This window comes from Streptomyces lucensis JCM 4490 (assembly GCF_014650035.1).
Taxonomy (GTDB): Bacteria; Actinomycetota; Actinomycetes; order Streptomycetales; family Streptomycetaceae; genus Streptomyces; species Streptomyces lucensis.
On the sequence record NZ_BMUE01000001.1, the window covers coordinates 388,564 to 402,574 of the forward strand.

At 72.5% G+C, this 14,011-nt stretch carries 11 protein-coding genes and 1 pseudogene; 9 read left to right on the top strand and 3 right to left on the bottom strand.

Going from position 1 to position 14,011, the window contains the following annotated elements:
- The first annotated feature begins 59 nt into the window (after positions 1 to 59).
- Both IE177_RS01755 and IE177_RS01760 read left to right on the top strand, forming a co-directional pair.
- On the top strand, positions 60 to 926 hold the full coding sequence (locus IE177_RS01755; protein ID WP_190012885.1) for a biotin--[acetyl-CoA-carboxylase] ligase: 867 nt from the start codon (positions 60 to 62) through the stop codon (positions 924 to 926).
- 572 nt (positions 927 to 1,498) lie between these two features.
- Entirely contained in the window at positions 1,499 to 2,626 is a 1,128-nt protein-coding gene (locus IE177_RS01760; RefSeq protein ID WP_190012886.1) for an adenylate/guanylate cyclase domain-containing protein, read from the top strand.
- 46 nt (positions 2,627 to 2,672) lie between these two features.
- Here the strand turns inward: IE177_RS01760 and IE177_RS01765 are convergent, their stop codons facing one another.
- Complete coding sequence (locus IE177_RS01765) at positions 2,673 to 3,293, bottom strand: hypothetical protein (protein WP_229815850.1); 621 nt, start codon at positions 3,291 to 3,293, stop codon at positions 2,673 to 2,675.
- A gap of 190 nt (positions 3,294 to 3,483) precedes the next feature.
- Between IE177_RS01765 and IE177_RS01770 the strand changes: the two genes are divergently transcribed.
- The 3 genes from IE177_RS01770 (at position 3,484) to hutH (ending at position 7,123) form a co-directional block, all read left to right on the top strand.
- Complete coding sequence (locus IE177_RS01770) at positions 3,484 to 4,278, top strand: enoyl-CoA hydratase/isomerase family protein (protein WP_190012887.1); 795 nt, start codon at positions 3,484 to 3,486, stop codon at positions 4,276 to 4,278.
- A gap of 75 nt (positions 4,279 to 4,353) precedes the next feature.
- Positions 4,354 to 5,496, top strand: a complete 1,143-nt coding sequence (locus tag IE177_RS01775) for a GGDEF domain-containing protein (RefSeq protein ID WP_190012888.1) — start codon at positions 4,354 to 4,356, stop codon at positions 5,494 to 5,496.
- A gap of 88 nt (positions 5,497 to 5,584) precedes the next feature.
- Positions 5,585 to 7,123 (top strand): histidine ammonia-lyase, encoded by a 1,539-nt coding sequence (hutH, locus tag IE177_RS01780; RefSeq protein WP_190013336.1) that lies wholly within the window; start codon positions 5,585 to 5,587, stop codon positions 7,121 to 7,123.
- Positions 7,124 to 7,178: 55 nt separating this feature from the next.
- Here hutH and IE177_RS01785 read toward each other — a convergent pair whose 3' ends face one another.
- Both IE177_RS01785 and IE177_RS01790 read right to left on the bottom strand, forming a co-directional pair.
- Positions 7,179 to 7,961 (bottom strand): hypothetical protein, encoded by a 783-nt coding sequence (locus tag IE177_RS01785; RefSeq protein WP_229815851.1) that lies wholly within the window; start codon positions 7,959 to 7,961, stop codon positions 7,179 to 7,181.
- 42 nt (positions 7,962 to 8,003) lie between these two features.
- Entirely contained in the window at positions 8,004 to 8,342 is a 339-nt protein-coding gene (locus tag IE177_RS01790) for an LAETG motif-containing sortase-dependent surface protein (protein ID WP_190012889.1), read from the bottom strand.
- Between the two features lie 109 nt (positions 8,343 to 8,451).
- Between IE177_RS01790 and IE177_RS01795 the strand changes: the two genes are divergently transcribed.
- The 4 genes and pseudogenes from IE177_RS01795 (at position 8,452) to IE177_RS01810 (ending at position 13,975) form a co-directional block, all read left to right on the top strand.
- Positions 8,452 to 8,793 (top strand): hypothetical protein, encoded by a 342-nt coding sequence (locus tag IE177_RS01795; protein WP_190012890.1) that lies wholly within the window; start codon positions 8,452 to 8,454, stop codon positions 8,791 to 8,793.
- A 203-nt stretch (positions 8,794 to 8,996) separates the two neighbouring features.
- On the top strand, positions 8,997 to 10,259 hold the full coding sequence (locus IE177_RS01800) for a L,D-transpeptidase (RefSeq protein ID WP_190012891.1): 1,263 nt from the start codon (positions 8,997 to 8,999) through the stop codon (positions 10,257 to 10,259).
- Between the two features lie 46 nt (positions 10,260 to 10,305).
- Positions 10,306 to 10,425: pseudogene (locus tag IE177_RS01805) on the top strand (ABC transporter ATP-binding protein); the annotation flags it as partial.
- A gap of 244 nt (positions 10,426 to 10,669) precedes the next feature.
- Positions 10,670 to 13,975, top strand: coding sequence for a S8 family peptidase (locus tag IE177_RS01810; protein ID WP_190013338.1), 3,306 nt, complete (start codon positions 10,670 to 10,672; stop codon positions 13,973 to 13,975).
- Positions 13,976 to 14,011: the final 36 nt, after the last annotated feature.

Consider the following 14,011-nt stretch of genomic DNA (forward strand, 5'->3'; position numbering starts at 1 on the left):
GAGTAGTGGCGGGCCTACCGATCAGCACTGCGTCGTTTACCACACCTAGGGTGGCTTGCATGACGCCCCGAGATGCAGCAGACGACAACGGCAGCCGCTGGTCCGACCTCGACCGCCCGCCCCTGAACGCGACCGCGCTGCGGCGGGCGCTGGTGCGCGAGGGCGGGCTGTGGTCGTCCCTGGAGGTGACCGGGCGCACCGGCTCCACCAACAACGACCTGGTCGCGCTGGCCGCCGCCGGCAAGGCGGCGGAGGGCGCGGTGCTGGTGGCCGAGGAGCAGACGTCGGGCCGGGGCCGCCTGGACCGCCGGTGGACGGCGCCGCCGCGCTCGGGCCTGTTCTTCTCCGTGCTGCTCGACCCGGCCGAGGTGCCGGTGGCCCGCTGGGGGTGGCTGCCGCTGCTGACCGGGGTGGCGGTGGCGACCGGCCTGTCCCGGGCCGCTGGCGTCGACACGGCACTCAAATGGCCGAACGACCTGCTGGTGACCGTCGGCGGGGAGGAACGCAAGGCGGGCGGCATCCTGGCCGAGCGGGCGGGCGGCAACGGGATCGTCATCGGTGTCGGCGTCAACGTCACGCTGCGGGCGGACGAACTGCCGGTGCCGCAGGCGGGTTCGCTGGCGCTGGCCGGAGCGCGGGGCACGGACCGCGACCCGCTGCTGCGGGCCGTGCTGCGGTCGCTGGAGGACTGGTACGGGCGGTGGCGGGCGGCGGGGGGCGACCCCGGCGCCAGCGGGCTGCAGGAGACGTACGCGGCGGGGTGCGCGACGCTCGGCCGGGTGGTGCGGGCGGAACTGCCGGGGGACCGGTCGGTCGTGGGCGAGGCGGTCGCCGTGGACGGTGACGGGCGGCTGGTCATCGCGACGGAGGAGGGCGTGCAGGAGCCGGTGGGCGCGGGCGACATCGTGCACCTGAGGCCGGCGTAGGCGGGGCGGTGCGGGGCGGCAGGCGGAACTGCGATCCCCCGGGGGCGGGGCGCCCGCGGGCGTGTCAGCAGGCGGCCCCGCAACCCCTCAGGGGCGCGGGCGTGCGCGGGGCGTGTCAGCAGGCGGTACTGCAACCCCTCAGGGGCGCGGGGAACTGCGCGACCGGCCACGACGGTGCCGCGCCGGACAGGGGCGGCGGTGGTGGGGTCGCTCGCCCGCGCGTGCGGGGTGCCGCCGCGCCCACCCGTGCCGCCCCAGCGGCACGACTGCCCGCGGCTACGCGCGGGGAACTGCGCGATACGCCACGACGCGCCGGACAGGGGCGGTGGTGGGGTCGCTCGCCCGCGCGTGCGGGGTGCCGCCGTGCCCACCCGTGCCGCCCCCAGCGGCACGACTGCCCGCGGCTACGCGCTTGAAGGGGCGCGGGGAACTGCGTGACCGGCTGCGATGGTGGCGCGCCCGGGCGAGGTGACCGGCAGCCGGCCCGGCCCGACGGAGTGAGCTGGCGCACACCTGCCGTAGAGTTGAGGCCGGTCGATACCTGACCGTGGCAGATCGGAAGGGCAGCAGGCGTGACCGTCGACGACACGGGCTCCGGCGCGGACGCGGACGGCCGGGTGGACCCGGAGGCCGCGGCCGACACCGGCGAAGACCCGCTCGCCCTGCGCCTCGAACAGCTCATTCTGGGCGCCGAGCGCCGCTACACCCCCTTCCAGGCGGCCCGCAGTGCCGGCGTCTCCATGGAGCTGGCCTCCCGCTTCTGGCGGGCCATGGGCTTCGCCGACATCGGGCAGGCCAAGGCGCTCACCGAGGCCGACGTACTGGCCCTGCGGCGGCTCGCCGGCCTGGTCGAGGCGGGGCTGCTCAGCGAGGCCATGGCGGTGCAGGTCGCCCGGTCCACGGGGCAGACCACCGCCCGGTTGGCGGAATGGCAGATCGATTCCTTCCTGGAGGGCCTGACCGAGCCCCCGGAGCCGGGCATGACCCGCACCGAGGTGACGTACCCGATCGTCGAGCTGCTCCTGCCCGAGCTGGAGGAGTTCCTCGTCTACGTGTGGCGGCGCCAGCTCGCCGCCTCCGCCGGCCGGGTCGTGCAGACCGGCGACGACGAGGAGATGGTCGACCGTCGGCTCGCCGTCGGCTTCGCCGACCTGGTCGGCTTCACCCGGTTGACCCGCCGCATGGAGGAGGAGGAACTCGGCGAACTCGTCGAGGCCTTCGAGACGACCGCCGCCGACCTGGTGGCCGCGCGCGGCGGGCGGCTCATCAAGACCCTCGGTGACGAGGTGCTGTACGCGGCGGACGACGCCGGCATCGCCGCGGACATCGCGCTGCGGCTGGTCGAGACGATGGCGAACGACGAGACGATGCCGGAGCTGCGGGTCGGCATGGCGTTCGGCACGGTGACCACCCGGATGGGCGATGTGTTCGGCACGACGGTGAACCTGGCCTCCCGGCTGACCTCCATAGCGCCCCGGGACGCCGTCCTGGTGGACAGCGCCTTCGCGGAGGAGCTGATCCGCACCGGTGAGGCGCCCGCGTCCGAGGCGGAGGCGGCGGAGGCAGCCGCGGCCGCCGAGAAGGAGGGCGAGGAGCCGCCGGTGTACCGCTTCGCGCTCCAGCCGATGTGGCAGCGCCCGGTGCGCGGCCTCGGCGTGGTCGAGCCGTGGCTGCTCGCACGCCGGGACGGCCAGTCCTGACCGCACGCCGGGACGGCCGGTCCTGACCGCGCACTGACCACTTCGCCTACCGCTCAGGCACCCCGAGCACGTCCACGCACAGGCCGATGACCGGCAGGCACACCCCTCCCGGGTCGGGCTCCGCCGTGCCGTGGCCCGGAGTGGGCGTGGGCGTGGGAGTCGCCGGTGCCGGACGCGGGGTGGAGGGCGTCGTCGAGGGCCGCGGTGTGGCGCGCGGTGCCGAGGGGGTCCCGGCCCCGGTCGGAATGGCGGTCGGTGCGGCGGGCGGCTCGCCGGACGGGGCATCCGCGGCGGTGTCCCGGTCGGTGGGGGCCGGTTCCCCGGTGCCGGCCGGCGCGGAACCGCCGCCGCCCATGGGGGTGGTCGCCGAGGGCGGCGCGCTCGGGGCGTCCGTGACGGTGGCGGCGGTGTCCGCCGAGCCGCCCGGGACGCCGCCCGCGTCCGGGCGGGGCTCCGCCCGCGCCGTGCCCGGGGCGCCGGCGCCCGGCTCCGGGGCGACCCGGACCAGGCCGAGCACCCCGGCGGCGAGGGCGAGACCGCCGGCGGCGAGCAGCGCCTTGCGGGGACGGGGCTTGCGGTGCCGCCCGCGCCGCAGGACGGATATGCCCCCGCCGCCCGGCTCGCGCCCCTGTGCCGTACGGGACTGCGCGCGTATCGGTGTCGTCATGGGTTCCCTCCCGGCCGCGCGCCCGGGGCGCGCCATGGCGGAGCGCACGCTATGCGCTGCTGTGGGCGGTGTGCGTGCAGAAAGCCGGGATGTCACTCGAACGGGCGTAGCCCCCCGGACTTCACGCGAGCGGGTACGGCTGCGATGATCAGGCCGACAGTGAGTTAACCCGCGTTAACCGGAGGGCGTCATGAGCGAGGAGCGGTTCGGCGAGTTCGTGCTGGTACGGCGGCACGGACACGTTGCGGAGCTGGTGCTGGACCGGCCCAAGGCCATGAACGCCGTCTCGACGGAGATGGCCCGCTCGATCGCGGCGGCCTGCACGGCGCTCGCCGCCGACCGGGACGCGCGCGTGGTCGTCCTGACCTCCTCCCACGAGCGGGCGTTCTGCGTCGGGGCCGACCTGAAGGAACGCAACTCCTTCAGCGACGCCGACCTGGTGCGGCAGCGGCCGGTGGCCCGCGGGGCGTACACCGGGGTGCTGGAGCTTCCGATGCCGACGATCGCCGCGGTGCACGGGTTCGCGCTGGGCGGCGGGTTCGAGCTGGCCCTGTCCTGCGACCTGATCGTGGCCGACGGCACGGCCGTGCTGGGGCTGCCGGAGGTGTCGGTGGGGGTGATCCCGGGCGGCGGCGGTACGCAGCTGCTGCCGCGGCGGGTCGGTGCGGCGCGCGCCGCCGAGCTGATCTTCACCGCGCGGCGGCTGGAGGCGGCGGAGGCGGCCGGGCTCGGGCTGGTGGACCGGTTGGTCGAGGCGGGCCGGGACCGGGAGGAGGCGCTGGAGCTGGCCGCCCGGATCGCCGGGAACTCGCCGGTCGGCCTGCGCGCCGCCAAGCGGGCGCTGCGGCTGGGGCACGGGCTGGACCTGCGGGCCGGGCTGGAGGTCGAGGACGCGGCGTGGCGGTCGGTGGCGTTCTCGGGGGACCGTGCGGAGGGGGTCGCGGCGTTCAACGAGAAGCGGAAGCCCGAGTGGCCGGGGGAGTAGCGGGAGCGCGCGTTCGCGCCACCTGATCGCCGCACCCATGTCTCTTATCCGCCCATTCCTCCCTAACCTGGAGTAATGGGTGAGGACGACCGGCTCGCCGCTGTGGTGGCGCTGGCGCAGGGCATGGCGGCGGCGCACACCCCGCGGGAGTCGTGGCGGGCCGCGGCGCTCGGTGCCTGCCGGGCGCTGGACGGCAGCTTCGCGGCACTGTCCGTGTGGGAACGTGAACTGGGCCGGCTGCGGGTCCTCGCGAACGTGGGGTACCGCGCGCCGGACGAGGAGGAGTTTCCCGAGGCCGAGGCCTACCCGGTGCACATGTTCCCGGAGATCACCGAGTTCTTGCACGAGCGGTGGGCCGGCGGACGGGGCCCGAACGCCTGGGTGGAGACCGCCGACGGGGCGGCCGCCGGCGACCCCGGCTACATCCACCAGCGTGTCGCCGCCCTGCGCCGCAGGGGCCGTGGCTGCTGCGTCGTCGCCCCCGTGGTGCTGCACGGACGGGCCTGGGGCGAGCTGTACGTGGCCCGCGCGGCCGGGCGGCCCGTGTTCGGGCGGGCCGACGCCGACTTCGCCACCGTGCTGGCCGCCGTAGTCGCCGCGGGCCTCGCACAGACCGAACGCCTGGAGGAGGCCCGCCGCCTCGCGTACACCGACGCCCTCACCGGACTCGCCAACCGCCGTGCGGTGGACATACGCCTGGAGGAGGCCGTCGAACTCCACCGCGCACAGGGCGTGGTGGTCAGTCTGGTGGTCTGCGACCTCAACGGCCTCAAGCGGGTCAACGACACGCTCGGGCACGCCGTCGGCGACCGTCTGCTGGAGCGCTTCGGCTCGGTGCTGTCGCTGTGCGGGGCGATGGTGCCGGGCGCGCTGGTCGCGCGGCTCGGTGGGGACGAGTTCTGCCTGCTCGCGGCCGGTCCGCCCGCCGACGACGTGGTGAAGTCGGCCGACGAACTGTGCCGCAGGGCCGCCGAGCTGGAGCCCGGGGAGGGCGTCGCCTGCGGGGTCGCCTCGACCGAGGACCCGATCGGGCCGGTCCGGGACGCGCGCCGGCTGTTCCGGCTGGCGGACGCCGCGCAGTACCGGGCCAAGGCCGAACGCGCGAACCGGCCGGTGGTGGCGGGCCGGGAGGGCCCGGACGACCCCGTGGTACGACTGGCCGACCAGCCGCCCCCCTCCCGGGCCGAACGCCGCCGTTTCCGGGGGCGCCGCCCGTGAGGTGAAGCCCACACCGAGGGGTAAGGGGCGCTGCCGCTCCCCACTAGTGACATCACCGCATTCAATGCGTACGCTCCTGAATATGGATATGCACACTGTGGTGGTGGGGACGTCCGGTGTCACGGCGTCCGACGTTCTCGCCGTGGCGCGCGGCGGTGCCCGCATCGAGCTGTCGGCACAGGCGGTGGCTGCCCTCGCGGCGGCCCGGGAGATCGTGGACGCGCTGGCGGCCAAGCCCGACCCGGTCTACGGCGTCTCCACCGGCTTCGGAGCCCTGGCGACCCGGCACATCAGCCAGGACCTGCGCGCCCAGCTGCAGCGCAACATCGTCCGCTCGCACGCCGCCGGGATGGGCCCCCGCGTGGAGCGCGAGGTCGTACGCGCCCTGATGTTCCTGCGGCTGAAGACCGTCTGCTCCGGGCACACCGGCGTCCGGCCCGAGGTCGCCCAGACCATGGCCGACGTGCTCAACGCCGGGATCACCCCGGTCGTCCACGAGTACGGCTCGCTCGGCTGCTCCGGTGACCTGGCCCCGCTGTCCCACTGCGCCCTCGCCCTCATGGGGGAGGGGGAGGCCGAGGGCCCCGACGGCCGGGTGCGGCCCGCCGGCGAACTGCTCGCCGAGCACGGGATCACCCCCGTCGAACTGCGCGAGAAGGAGGGGCTCGCCCTCCTCAACGGCACCGACGGCATGCTCGGCATGCTGGTCATGGCCCTCGCCGACCTGGACACCCTGTACAAGTCCGCCGACATCACCGCCGCCCTCAGCCTGGAGGGACTGCTCGGCACGGACAAGGTCCTCGCCCCCGAACTGCACGCCATCCGGCCCCACCCGGGGCAGGGCGCCAGCGCCGCAAACATGCTCGCCGTGCTCAAGGGCTCCGGCCTCACCGGGCACCACCAGGACGACGCGCCCCGCGTCCAGGACGCCTACTCGGTGCGCTGCGCCCCGCAGGTCGCCGGCGCCGGCCGTGACACCCTCGCGCACGCACGCCTGGTCGCCGAGCGCGAGCTGGCCTCCGCCGTCGACAACCCGGTCGTACTGCCCGACGGGCGTGTGGAGTCCAACGGCAACTTCCACGGCGCGCCCGTGGCCTACGTGCTGGACTTCCTCGCCATCGCCGCCGCCGACCTCGGCTCCATCGCCGAGCGCCGCACCGACCGGCTGCTGGACAAGAACCGCAGCCACGGCCTGCCGCCGTTCCTCGCCGACGACGCGGGCGTCGACTCCGGCCTGATGATCGCCCAGTACACGCAGGCCGCGCTGGTCAGCGAGATGAAGCGGCTCGCCGTGCCCGCCTCCGCGGACTCGATCCCGTCCTCCGCCATGCAGGAGGACCACGTGTCCATGGGCTGGTCGGCCGCGCGCAAGCTGCGCACCGCCGTGGACAACCTCACCCGGATCATCGCCGTCGAGCTGTACGCCGCGACCCGCGCCGTCGAGCTGCGCGAGGGCCTCACCCCGGCGCCGGCCTCGCGGGCCGTCATCGAGGCCGTGCGCGCGGCCGGTGTGCGGGGCCCCGGCCCCGACCGGTTCCTCGCGCCGGACCTGGCCGCCGCCGACGCGTTCGTGCGCGGCGGGCACCTCGTGGCCGCCGCGGAGTCGGTCACCGGCCCGCTGCGGTAGACGGCGGCACGGCAGGAGGGGGCGCCGTCCGGCCGGACGGCGCCCCCTCTCCGCGTCACTTCAGCTTGGTCGTCTGGGCCTTGATGACCGGGGCGGAGACCGTGTAGGCCTTCTTGCCCATCATGGCGCCGATGTTGATGGTGGTGTACACGGCGAGGGTGTTGCCGTGCCGGACGGCCTCGCCGTGCAGCGGCAGGGCGCCGTCCTTGCCCGCGTCGTTGGTCGCGGTGTAGGCGACCGACTCGTCACCGGTGCCCGAGGACTTCTCCTCGGTGACCTTGGTGAACTTGCCCTTCTCGCCGTCCTGCTCGCCCGAGAAGCCGTTCGCGCACGCCTTCACCGCGCCGGACAGCGACTTCAGGGCCTGCTCGGCGCCGTCCCCGTCGTACGAGGCGAGGGTGACGACGGTGACGTCGAGGTCCATGGACTTCTTGAGCGCGTCCTCGAACTTGCCGTCGGCCAGGTCGTCCTCGGACGTGGCGTGGGCGGTGGGGGGCTTCTCCGTGGCCATACGGCTGGTGGTCGCCGCCGGGCCGCCGGGCGCGATGCCGGTGAGGGCCCGCACCAGCGGGTCGCACTGGGCGTCGTCCGCCTTGACCTTGTCCTTGCTGGGGAGGCCGCCTTCGACGGGGCCCACCTTGTGCCCGGGCACGTCGCCCTGAGCGATGATCAGCTTCTTCAACTCCGCGGCGCTCAGCGCCTTCGCGGCGGGCTTCGCCGCGTTCGTGCCGTCCGCGGAGTCCTTCGACCCAGTGCCGGAACAGCCCGTGACAAGGGCGAGCGACAGTGCGCTCACAGCTGCGGTGGCGCACAGCCGCACACCCGATGATCTCTTCATGCGCGAACTATGTGCGGGCTGTCAAAGATTAGTCAAGGTCGATTAAAACCCCAGGCGCTCGCGGCGTACCGAATACACCACGAAACCGGCGCCCACCGCGAGGAAGAGGGTGCCGCCCACGATGTACGGCGTGGTGTCGGGGCTGCCCGTGTCGGCGAGTTCGGTGCCGTCCGCCGCCTCCTGCGCGCCCTCGGCGCTCACCGCCGACACCGCTCTGGCCTGCTGGGTGACGGGCCCCGGGGAGTACGACGTGACGGATCCCGCCGTCGTACCGCTCGCCGAGGAGTCCTGCGAGGCGTGTGCGGACGGGACGAACCACAGCGCGCAGAGCAGAGTGCCCGCGGCGGTGGCGGTCAGCAGCGGGCGGCGAGCGGATGACACGGAATATCGATCCCCTTGTGACGCTGGTGAATTGGCCGTGTGGGGCGATGTTAGTGAAAGGCGAGGGTCACAGGAAAGTCACGGGAGGTTTCAGTCGTACGCTCGCGCCATGAGCACTGAAGAGACATCACGTTTTGTACGGCTTCGCGTCGAGCTGGTCCTCGAGGTGGAGGACGAGGACGAGGTGACCAAGGCCGCGCTGCGCCGCCTCGCCGCCGACACGGAGCTCCCGCAGGAGGAACGGGCCCAGGCCGAGAGCGCTGTGACGGAAGACACCGCGGAGGCCCTCGCCTACCTCGTCGACCCGTTCGACCTGGTCAACGAGGTGCCCGGCGTGGAACTCCAGCAGGCGTCCTGGTCCAGCGAACGGATCGACTACGACCCCGACTCACCCGAGTGGGACCTGGGCGAGGATGATGGGCAGGACGACGAAGAGGACGGCATCGGCTGAGCGTCCCGGGGCACCCATGATCCCGGACGGCAACCGCCGTCCGGGGCTTCGTCGTCCCAGGGGGCGCATGGGGCGCTCGCACACCGCCCTGCCCGGGGCGGACGTGGGAAGCCCCACACGGCGAGCCATGTGAAAAGGGACGAATGGTCCGTAGCGTGGAAGGTTCCGAACAGGGACCTTCGGCGTTTCGTGGACGCGCGACGATGGAGAAGCGATTGATGACGGACAGGAAGCGGCGCAGGGGCCTGGCGGTCGCGTCCGCACTGCTCGGTGGTGTGCTCGTGCTCACGGGCTGTTCCGGCGGCGGCGACGCCAAGGCGGACGGCAGCGGCGACACCTCGCAGGCCAAGGCCGACGAGGCGGCGGCCGAGAAGTCCTCCGAGGCGCAGATCGCGATCACGCCGAAGGACGGCTCGAACAACGCCTCCATCAACAACTCGGCCGCGGTCAGGGTCACCAAGGGCACGCTGACCGACGTCTCCATGACCACCGCCGACGGCAAGGCCGTCTCCGGCGCGCTGTCCGCGGACAAGACCAGCTGGAAGCCCAGCGCCCAGCTGGAGCGCTCGACCACCTACAAGGTCTCCGCCGAGGCGAAGGACTCAGCCGGCCGGATCGCGCACGAGAACGCCTCGTTCACCACGGTCGCCCCGGCCAACAGCTTCATAGGCAACTTCACGCCCGAGAACGGCTCCACCGTGGGTGTCGGCATGCCGGTGTCGATCAGCTTCGACAAGGCGATCACCAACAAGGCCGCCGTCCAGAAGGGCATCACGGTCTCCTCCAGCAGCGGTCAGGAGGTCGTGGGCCACTGGTTCAACGCCAACCGCATCGACTTCCGCCCGGAGACGTACTGGAAGGCGAACTCCACCGTCACGCTGAAGCTGAACCTGGACGGCGTCCAGGGCGCGAACGGCGTCTACGGCGTGCAGCAGAAGACGGTCACCTTCCACGTCGGCCGCAACCAGGTCTCCTACGTCGACGCGAAGACCAAGCAGATGAAGGTCACGCAGGAGGGCAAGGTCGTCAAGACCATCCCGATCTCGGCCGGCTCGCCGGAGAACAAGACGTACGAGGGCATCATGGTGATGTCCGAGAAGTTCCAGCAGACGCGCATGAACGGCGCGACCGTGGGCTTCACCGACGACGACGGCAAGGGCGAGTACGACATCAAGGACGTGCCGCACGCCATCCGCCTGACCGGCTCCGGCACCTTCCTGCACGGCAACTACTGGGGCGCGAAGTCCATCTTCGGCAGCGTCAACACCAGCCACGGCTGCATAGGCCTGTCCGACACCAAGGGTGCGAAGGACAACAGCACGCCGGCGGCGTGGGTGTACAACCACTCCCTCGTCGGTGACGTGGTGGTCGTCCAGCACACCGGTGACAAGACCGTCTCCCCGGACAACGGCCTCAACGGCTGGAACATGGACTGGGCGCAGTGGAAGGCCGGTTCGGCCGTCTGACGCCCCTCTCCCGCCCGGCCGGTGCCGCCCCGAGGCGCGGCACCGGAAGGAGCAGGGGCTGACCTTCGTCATGGTCACCCACGACTCCGCGATCGCCCGGAAGGCCCCGCGGCTGGCCACCATCCGCAAGGGCCGGATCACGGTGAAGGAGAACGCCGCCGCCTGACGCGGCGTATAACACCCCCTGCACACAAGGGACTTCGCGGTTCTGTAACGGTGTCCTGGCTACCGCGTAACAGTTCCCGCACGCGCTTTCCCACTGTTCTCCCATCCCTTGAGCCGTCTGATCGCCCCCCGGCATACTTCGTGATCCGGGGGGTTGACGTACACGCGTACGAGGCCGCCCCCGGCCGGGTGAACGGGGAATTCGCCCGGTAACTCATCTCCAGGGGGAGAACTTGCGCAGACAAGTGAAAAGAGCGGCTGCGGCCACGGTGGCCACGGCCGCAGCAGTCGCCCTCGCAGCGGGAATGACCACCCCGGCGTCGGCGAAGCCCGCACACGCCCCGACCGCTGCCACCGCGACCTCGAAGGCCGTCGCCCGGCATCACGTCACCCTCATCACCGGTGACCGGATCGCCCTCGACTCCAAGGGCCGGATCGTCGGCCTGGACCGGGCCGAGGGCCGCGAACACATACCCTTCCAGGTCCGCAAGGCCGACGGACACACGCTGGTGGTCCCCGCCGACGCGGCCCACCTGGTCGCCTCCGGCAAGCTGGACCAGCGCCTCTTCGACGTCACCGAGCTGGACAAGGCCGCCACCCGCAGGGCCCAGAAGAGCGGCCTGAAGGTCATCGTCGGCTACCGCGGCGCCGCCACGGCCGCGAAGTCCGACGTCCGCGACGCGGGCCACCTGCGCCGCAGCCTGACCGCCCTCAACGCGGACGCGGTCCAGACCCCGGTCAAGGACACCGCCGGCCTCTGGGACGCGGTCACCGACGGCGACCGGACCGCCGCGGGCATCGCGCACGTCTGGCTCGACGGCGTGCGCAAGGCGTCCCTCGACAAGTCCGTGCCTCAGATCGGCGCCCCCACCGCCTGGCGGGCCGGCTACACCGGCAAGGGCGTCAAGGTCGCCGTCCTGGACACGGGTGTGGACACCACCCACCCGGACCTGAAGACCCAGGTGATCGAGTCCAAGAACTTCACCACCGCCGCCGACGCCACCGACCACTTCGGCCACGGCACCCACGTCGCCTCCATCGTGGCGGGCACCGGCGCCAAGTCGGGCGGCAAGTACAAGGGCGTCGCACCGGACGCCAGGATCCTCAACGGCAAGGTGCTAGACGACACCGGCTCCGGTGACGACTCCGGCATCCTGGCCGGCATGGAGTGGGCGGCCTCGCAGGGCGCCTCCGTCATCAACCTCAGCCTCGGCGGCTACGACACCCCCGAGGTGGACCCCCTGGAGGCCGAGGTCAACAAGCTCTCGGCCGAGAAGGGCGTCCTGTTCGCGATCGCCGCGGGCAACGAGGGCCCCCAGTCGATCGGTTCGCCGGGCAGCGCGGACGCCGCGCTCACCGTCGGCGCCGTCGACAAGAAGGACAAGCTGGCGGACTTCTCCTCCACCGGCCCGCGCACCGGCGACGGCGCGATCAAGCCCGACGTCACCGCGCCCGGCGTGGACATCACCGCCGCCGCGGCCAAGGGCAGCGTCATCGACCAGGAGGTCGGCGAGAAGCCCGAGGGCTACCTGACCATCTCCGGCACCTCGATGGCCACCCCGCACGTCGCGGGCGCCGCCGCGATCCTGAAGCAGCAGCACCCCGACTGGAGCTACGCCGAGCTGAAGGGCGCCCTGACCGGCTCCGCCAAGGGCGGCAAGTACACGCCGTTCCAGCAGGGTTCGGGCCGCATCGCGGTCGACAAGGCCATCAAGCAGTCCGTGATCGCCGACCCGGTGTCGGTCGGCTTCGGTGTGCAGCAGTGGCCGCACACCGACGACAAGCCGGTCACCAAGCAGCTGACCTACCGCAACCTCGGCGACAAGGACGTCACGCTCAAGCTGGCCTCCACCGCCACCGGCCCCAAGGGCGCGACCGCCCCGGCGGGCTTCTTCAAGCTGGCCGGGACCAGCGTGACCGTCCCGGCGCACGGCAGGGCCTCGATCGGCCTCACCGTCAACACCAGACTCGGCGGCACCCTCGACGGCGCCTACTCCGCGTACGTGACGGCGACGGGCGGCGGCCAGACGGTCCGCACGGCCGCCGCGGTCCAGCGCGAGGTCGAGTCCTACGACGTCACGCTGAAGTTCATCGGCCGTGACGGCAAGCCGGCCCCCTACTACGACGCCGACCTCAGCGGTGTGGGCGGCCTGGCGAACGGCCAGTGGCTGAACCCGTACGACCCGTCCGGCACGGTGAAGGTGCGCGCGCCGAAGGGCACGTACATCCTCAACACCGCCACCTACGTGGACCCGAAGGACGGCACCAAGGGCATCGACTGGATCGCCCAGCCGAAGCTGACCGTCGGCAAGAAGCAGACGATCACGATCGACGCGCGCAAGGCCAGGCCGGTGGACATCACCGTCCCCGCCTCCGGCGTCAAGTCGCAGTTCGCCTCGCCCGAGTACGACGTCACCCTCGGCAACGGCCAGTACGGCTACGGCTGGTTCCTGGAGTCGTACAAGAACTTCCGCACCGCCCACCTCGGCGCGGCGCTGCCCGCCGGAACGCTGCACCAGCAGTGGGACGGCCACTGGACCAAGGGCGCGACCGAGGAGTACGACGTCGCCACCGGCGGTCCGGTCAAGCGGCTCGCCACCGGCTACATTAAGCACTACAGGGCGGGCGACCTGGCCACGGTCAAGGCCCGGCTCGGTGCCCCCGCGAGCGGCAAGACCGGCTCCGTCAGCGCGGTCGGCTGGCTGCCCGGCAGCTCCGGCGCCTCCTCCATCGGCATCCCGCAGAAGCTGCCCGGCACCCGCACCCTGCACCTGTCCGCCAAGGACGGCGTCGACTGGGAGCTGGAGTTCGCGCAGAACCGCGGCACCGACGAGCACGGCTTCCCGGTCACCGAGGCCGGCTACTCGCTCGGCCAGTTCGCCTTCAAGGCCGGCAAGACCTACACCAAGACGGTCAACACCGCGGTCTTCGGCCCGCACGTCGGCAAGAACCTCGGTCTCTTCCGGGACGGCAACCAGATCTTCGGCTCCCTGCCGCTGTTCGCCGACTCGGGCAGGCACGCCGGCTACTCGGACTTCACCTCGGTGCGGACGACCCTGTACCGCAACGGCGCCAAGGTCGGCTCCAACGACGACCCGCTGTTCGGCGACAAGACCTTCAAGGTCCCGGCCGGTGACGCGGCCTACAGGCTGACCACCACGGTCAAGCGGTCCGCCGCGGTCGCGAAGGCCACCTCCCGGATCGACGCCACCTGGACCTTCCGCTCCAAGCTGGCACGCGACTTCACCCAGCTGCCGGCCTCCGCGCTGCACTTCGGCGCCGCCACCGGCCTGGACAGCCGCGTCGACGCCGGCAAGAAGGTCACCTTCCCGGTCACGGTCGAGGGCTCGGCCGCGGGCGGCAACCTGAAGTCCCTCGCCGTCTACGTCTCCTACGACGGCAAGACCTGGAAGAAGGCCGACGTCCGGGGCGGCGGGATCACCGTCAAGAACCCCGCGAAGGGCAAGTCCGTCTCCTTCCGCGCCAAGATCACCGACAAGAAGGGCAACACGTCGCAGATCACGATCCACGACGCCTACTTCGGCAAGTGAGCCGTAGGACGTCGTAGCGGCTCCTGACGGGGGGCA

Bases quoted from the DNA above. Each gene is read 5' to 3' on its own strand.
- IE177_RS01755 (WP_190012885.1), top strand. From the start codon at position 60: ATGACGCCCCGAGATGCAGCAGACGACAACGGCAGCCGCTGGTCCGAC.
- IE177_RS01765 (WP_229815850.1), bottom strand. From the start codon at position 3,293: ATGACGACACCGATACGCGCGCAGTCCCGTACGGCACAGGGGCGCGAG.
- IE177_RS01770 (WP_190012887.1), top strand. From the start codon at position 3,484: ATGAGCGAGGAGCGGTTCGGCGAGTTCGTGCTGGTACGGCGGCACGGA.
- IE177_RS01775 (WP_190012888.1), top strand. From the start codon at position 4,354: ATGGGTGAGGACGACCGGCTCGCCGCTGTGGTGGCGCTGGCGCAGGGC.
- hutH (WP_190013336.1), top strand. From the start codon at position 5,585: ATGCACACTGTGGTGGTGGGGACGTCCGGTGTCACGGCGTCCGACGTT.
- IE177_RS01785 (WP_229815851.1), bottom strand. From the start codon at position 7,961: ATGAAGAGATCATCGGGTGTGCGGCTGTGCGCCACCGCAGCTGTGAGC.
- IE177_RS01795 (WP_190012890.1), top strand. From the start codon at position 8,452: ATGAGCACTGAAGAGACATCACGTTTTGTACGGCTTCGCGTCGAGCTG.
- IE177_RS01800 (WP_190012891.1), top strand. From the start codon at position 8,997: ATGGAGAAGCGATTGATGACGGACAGGAAGCGGCGCAGGGGCCTGGCG.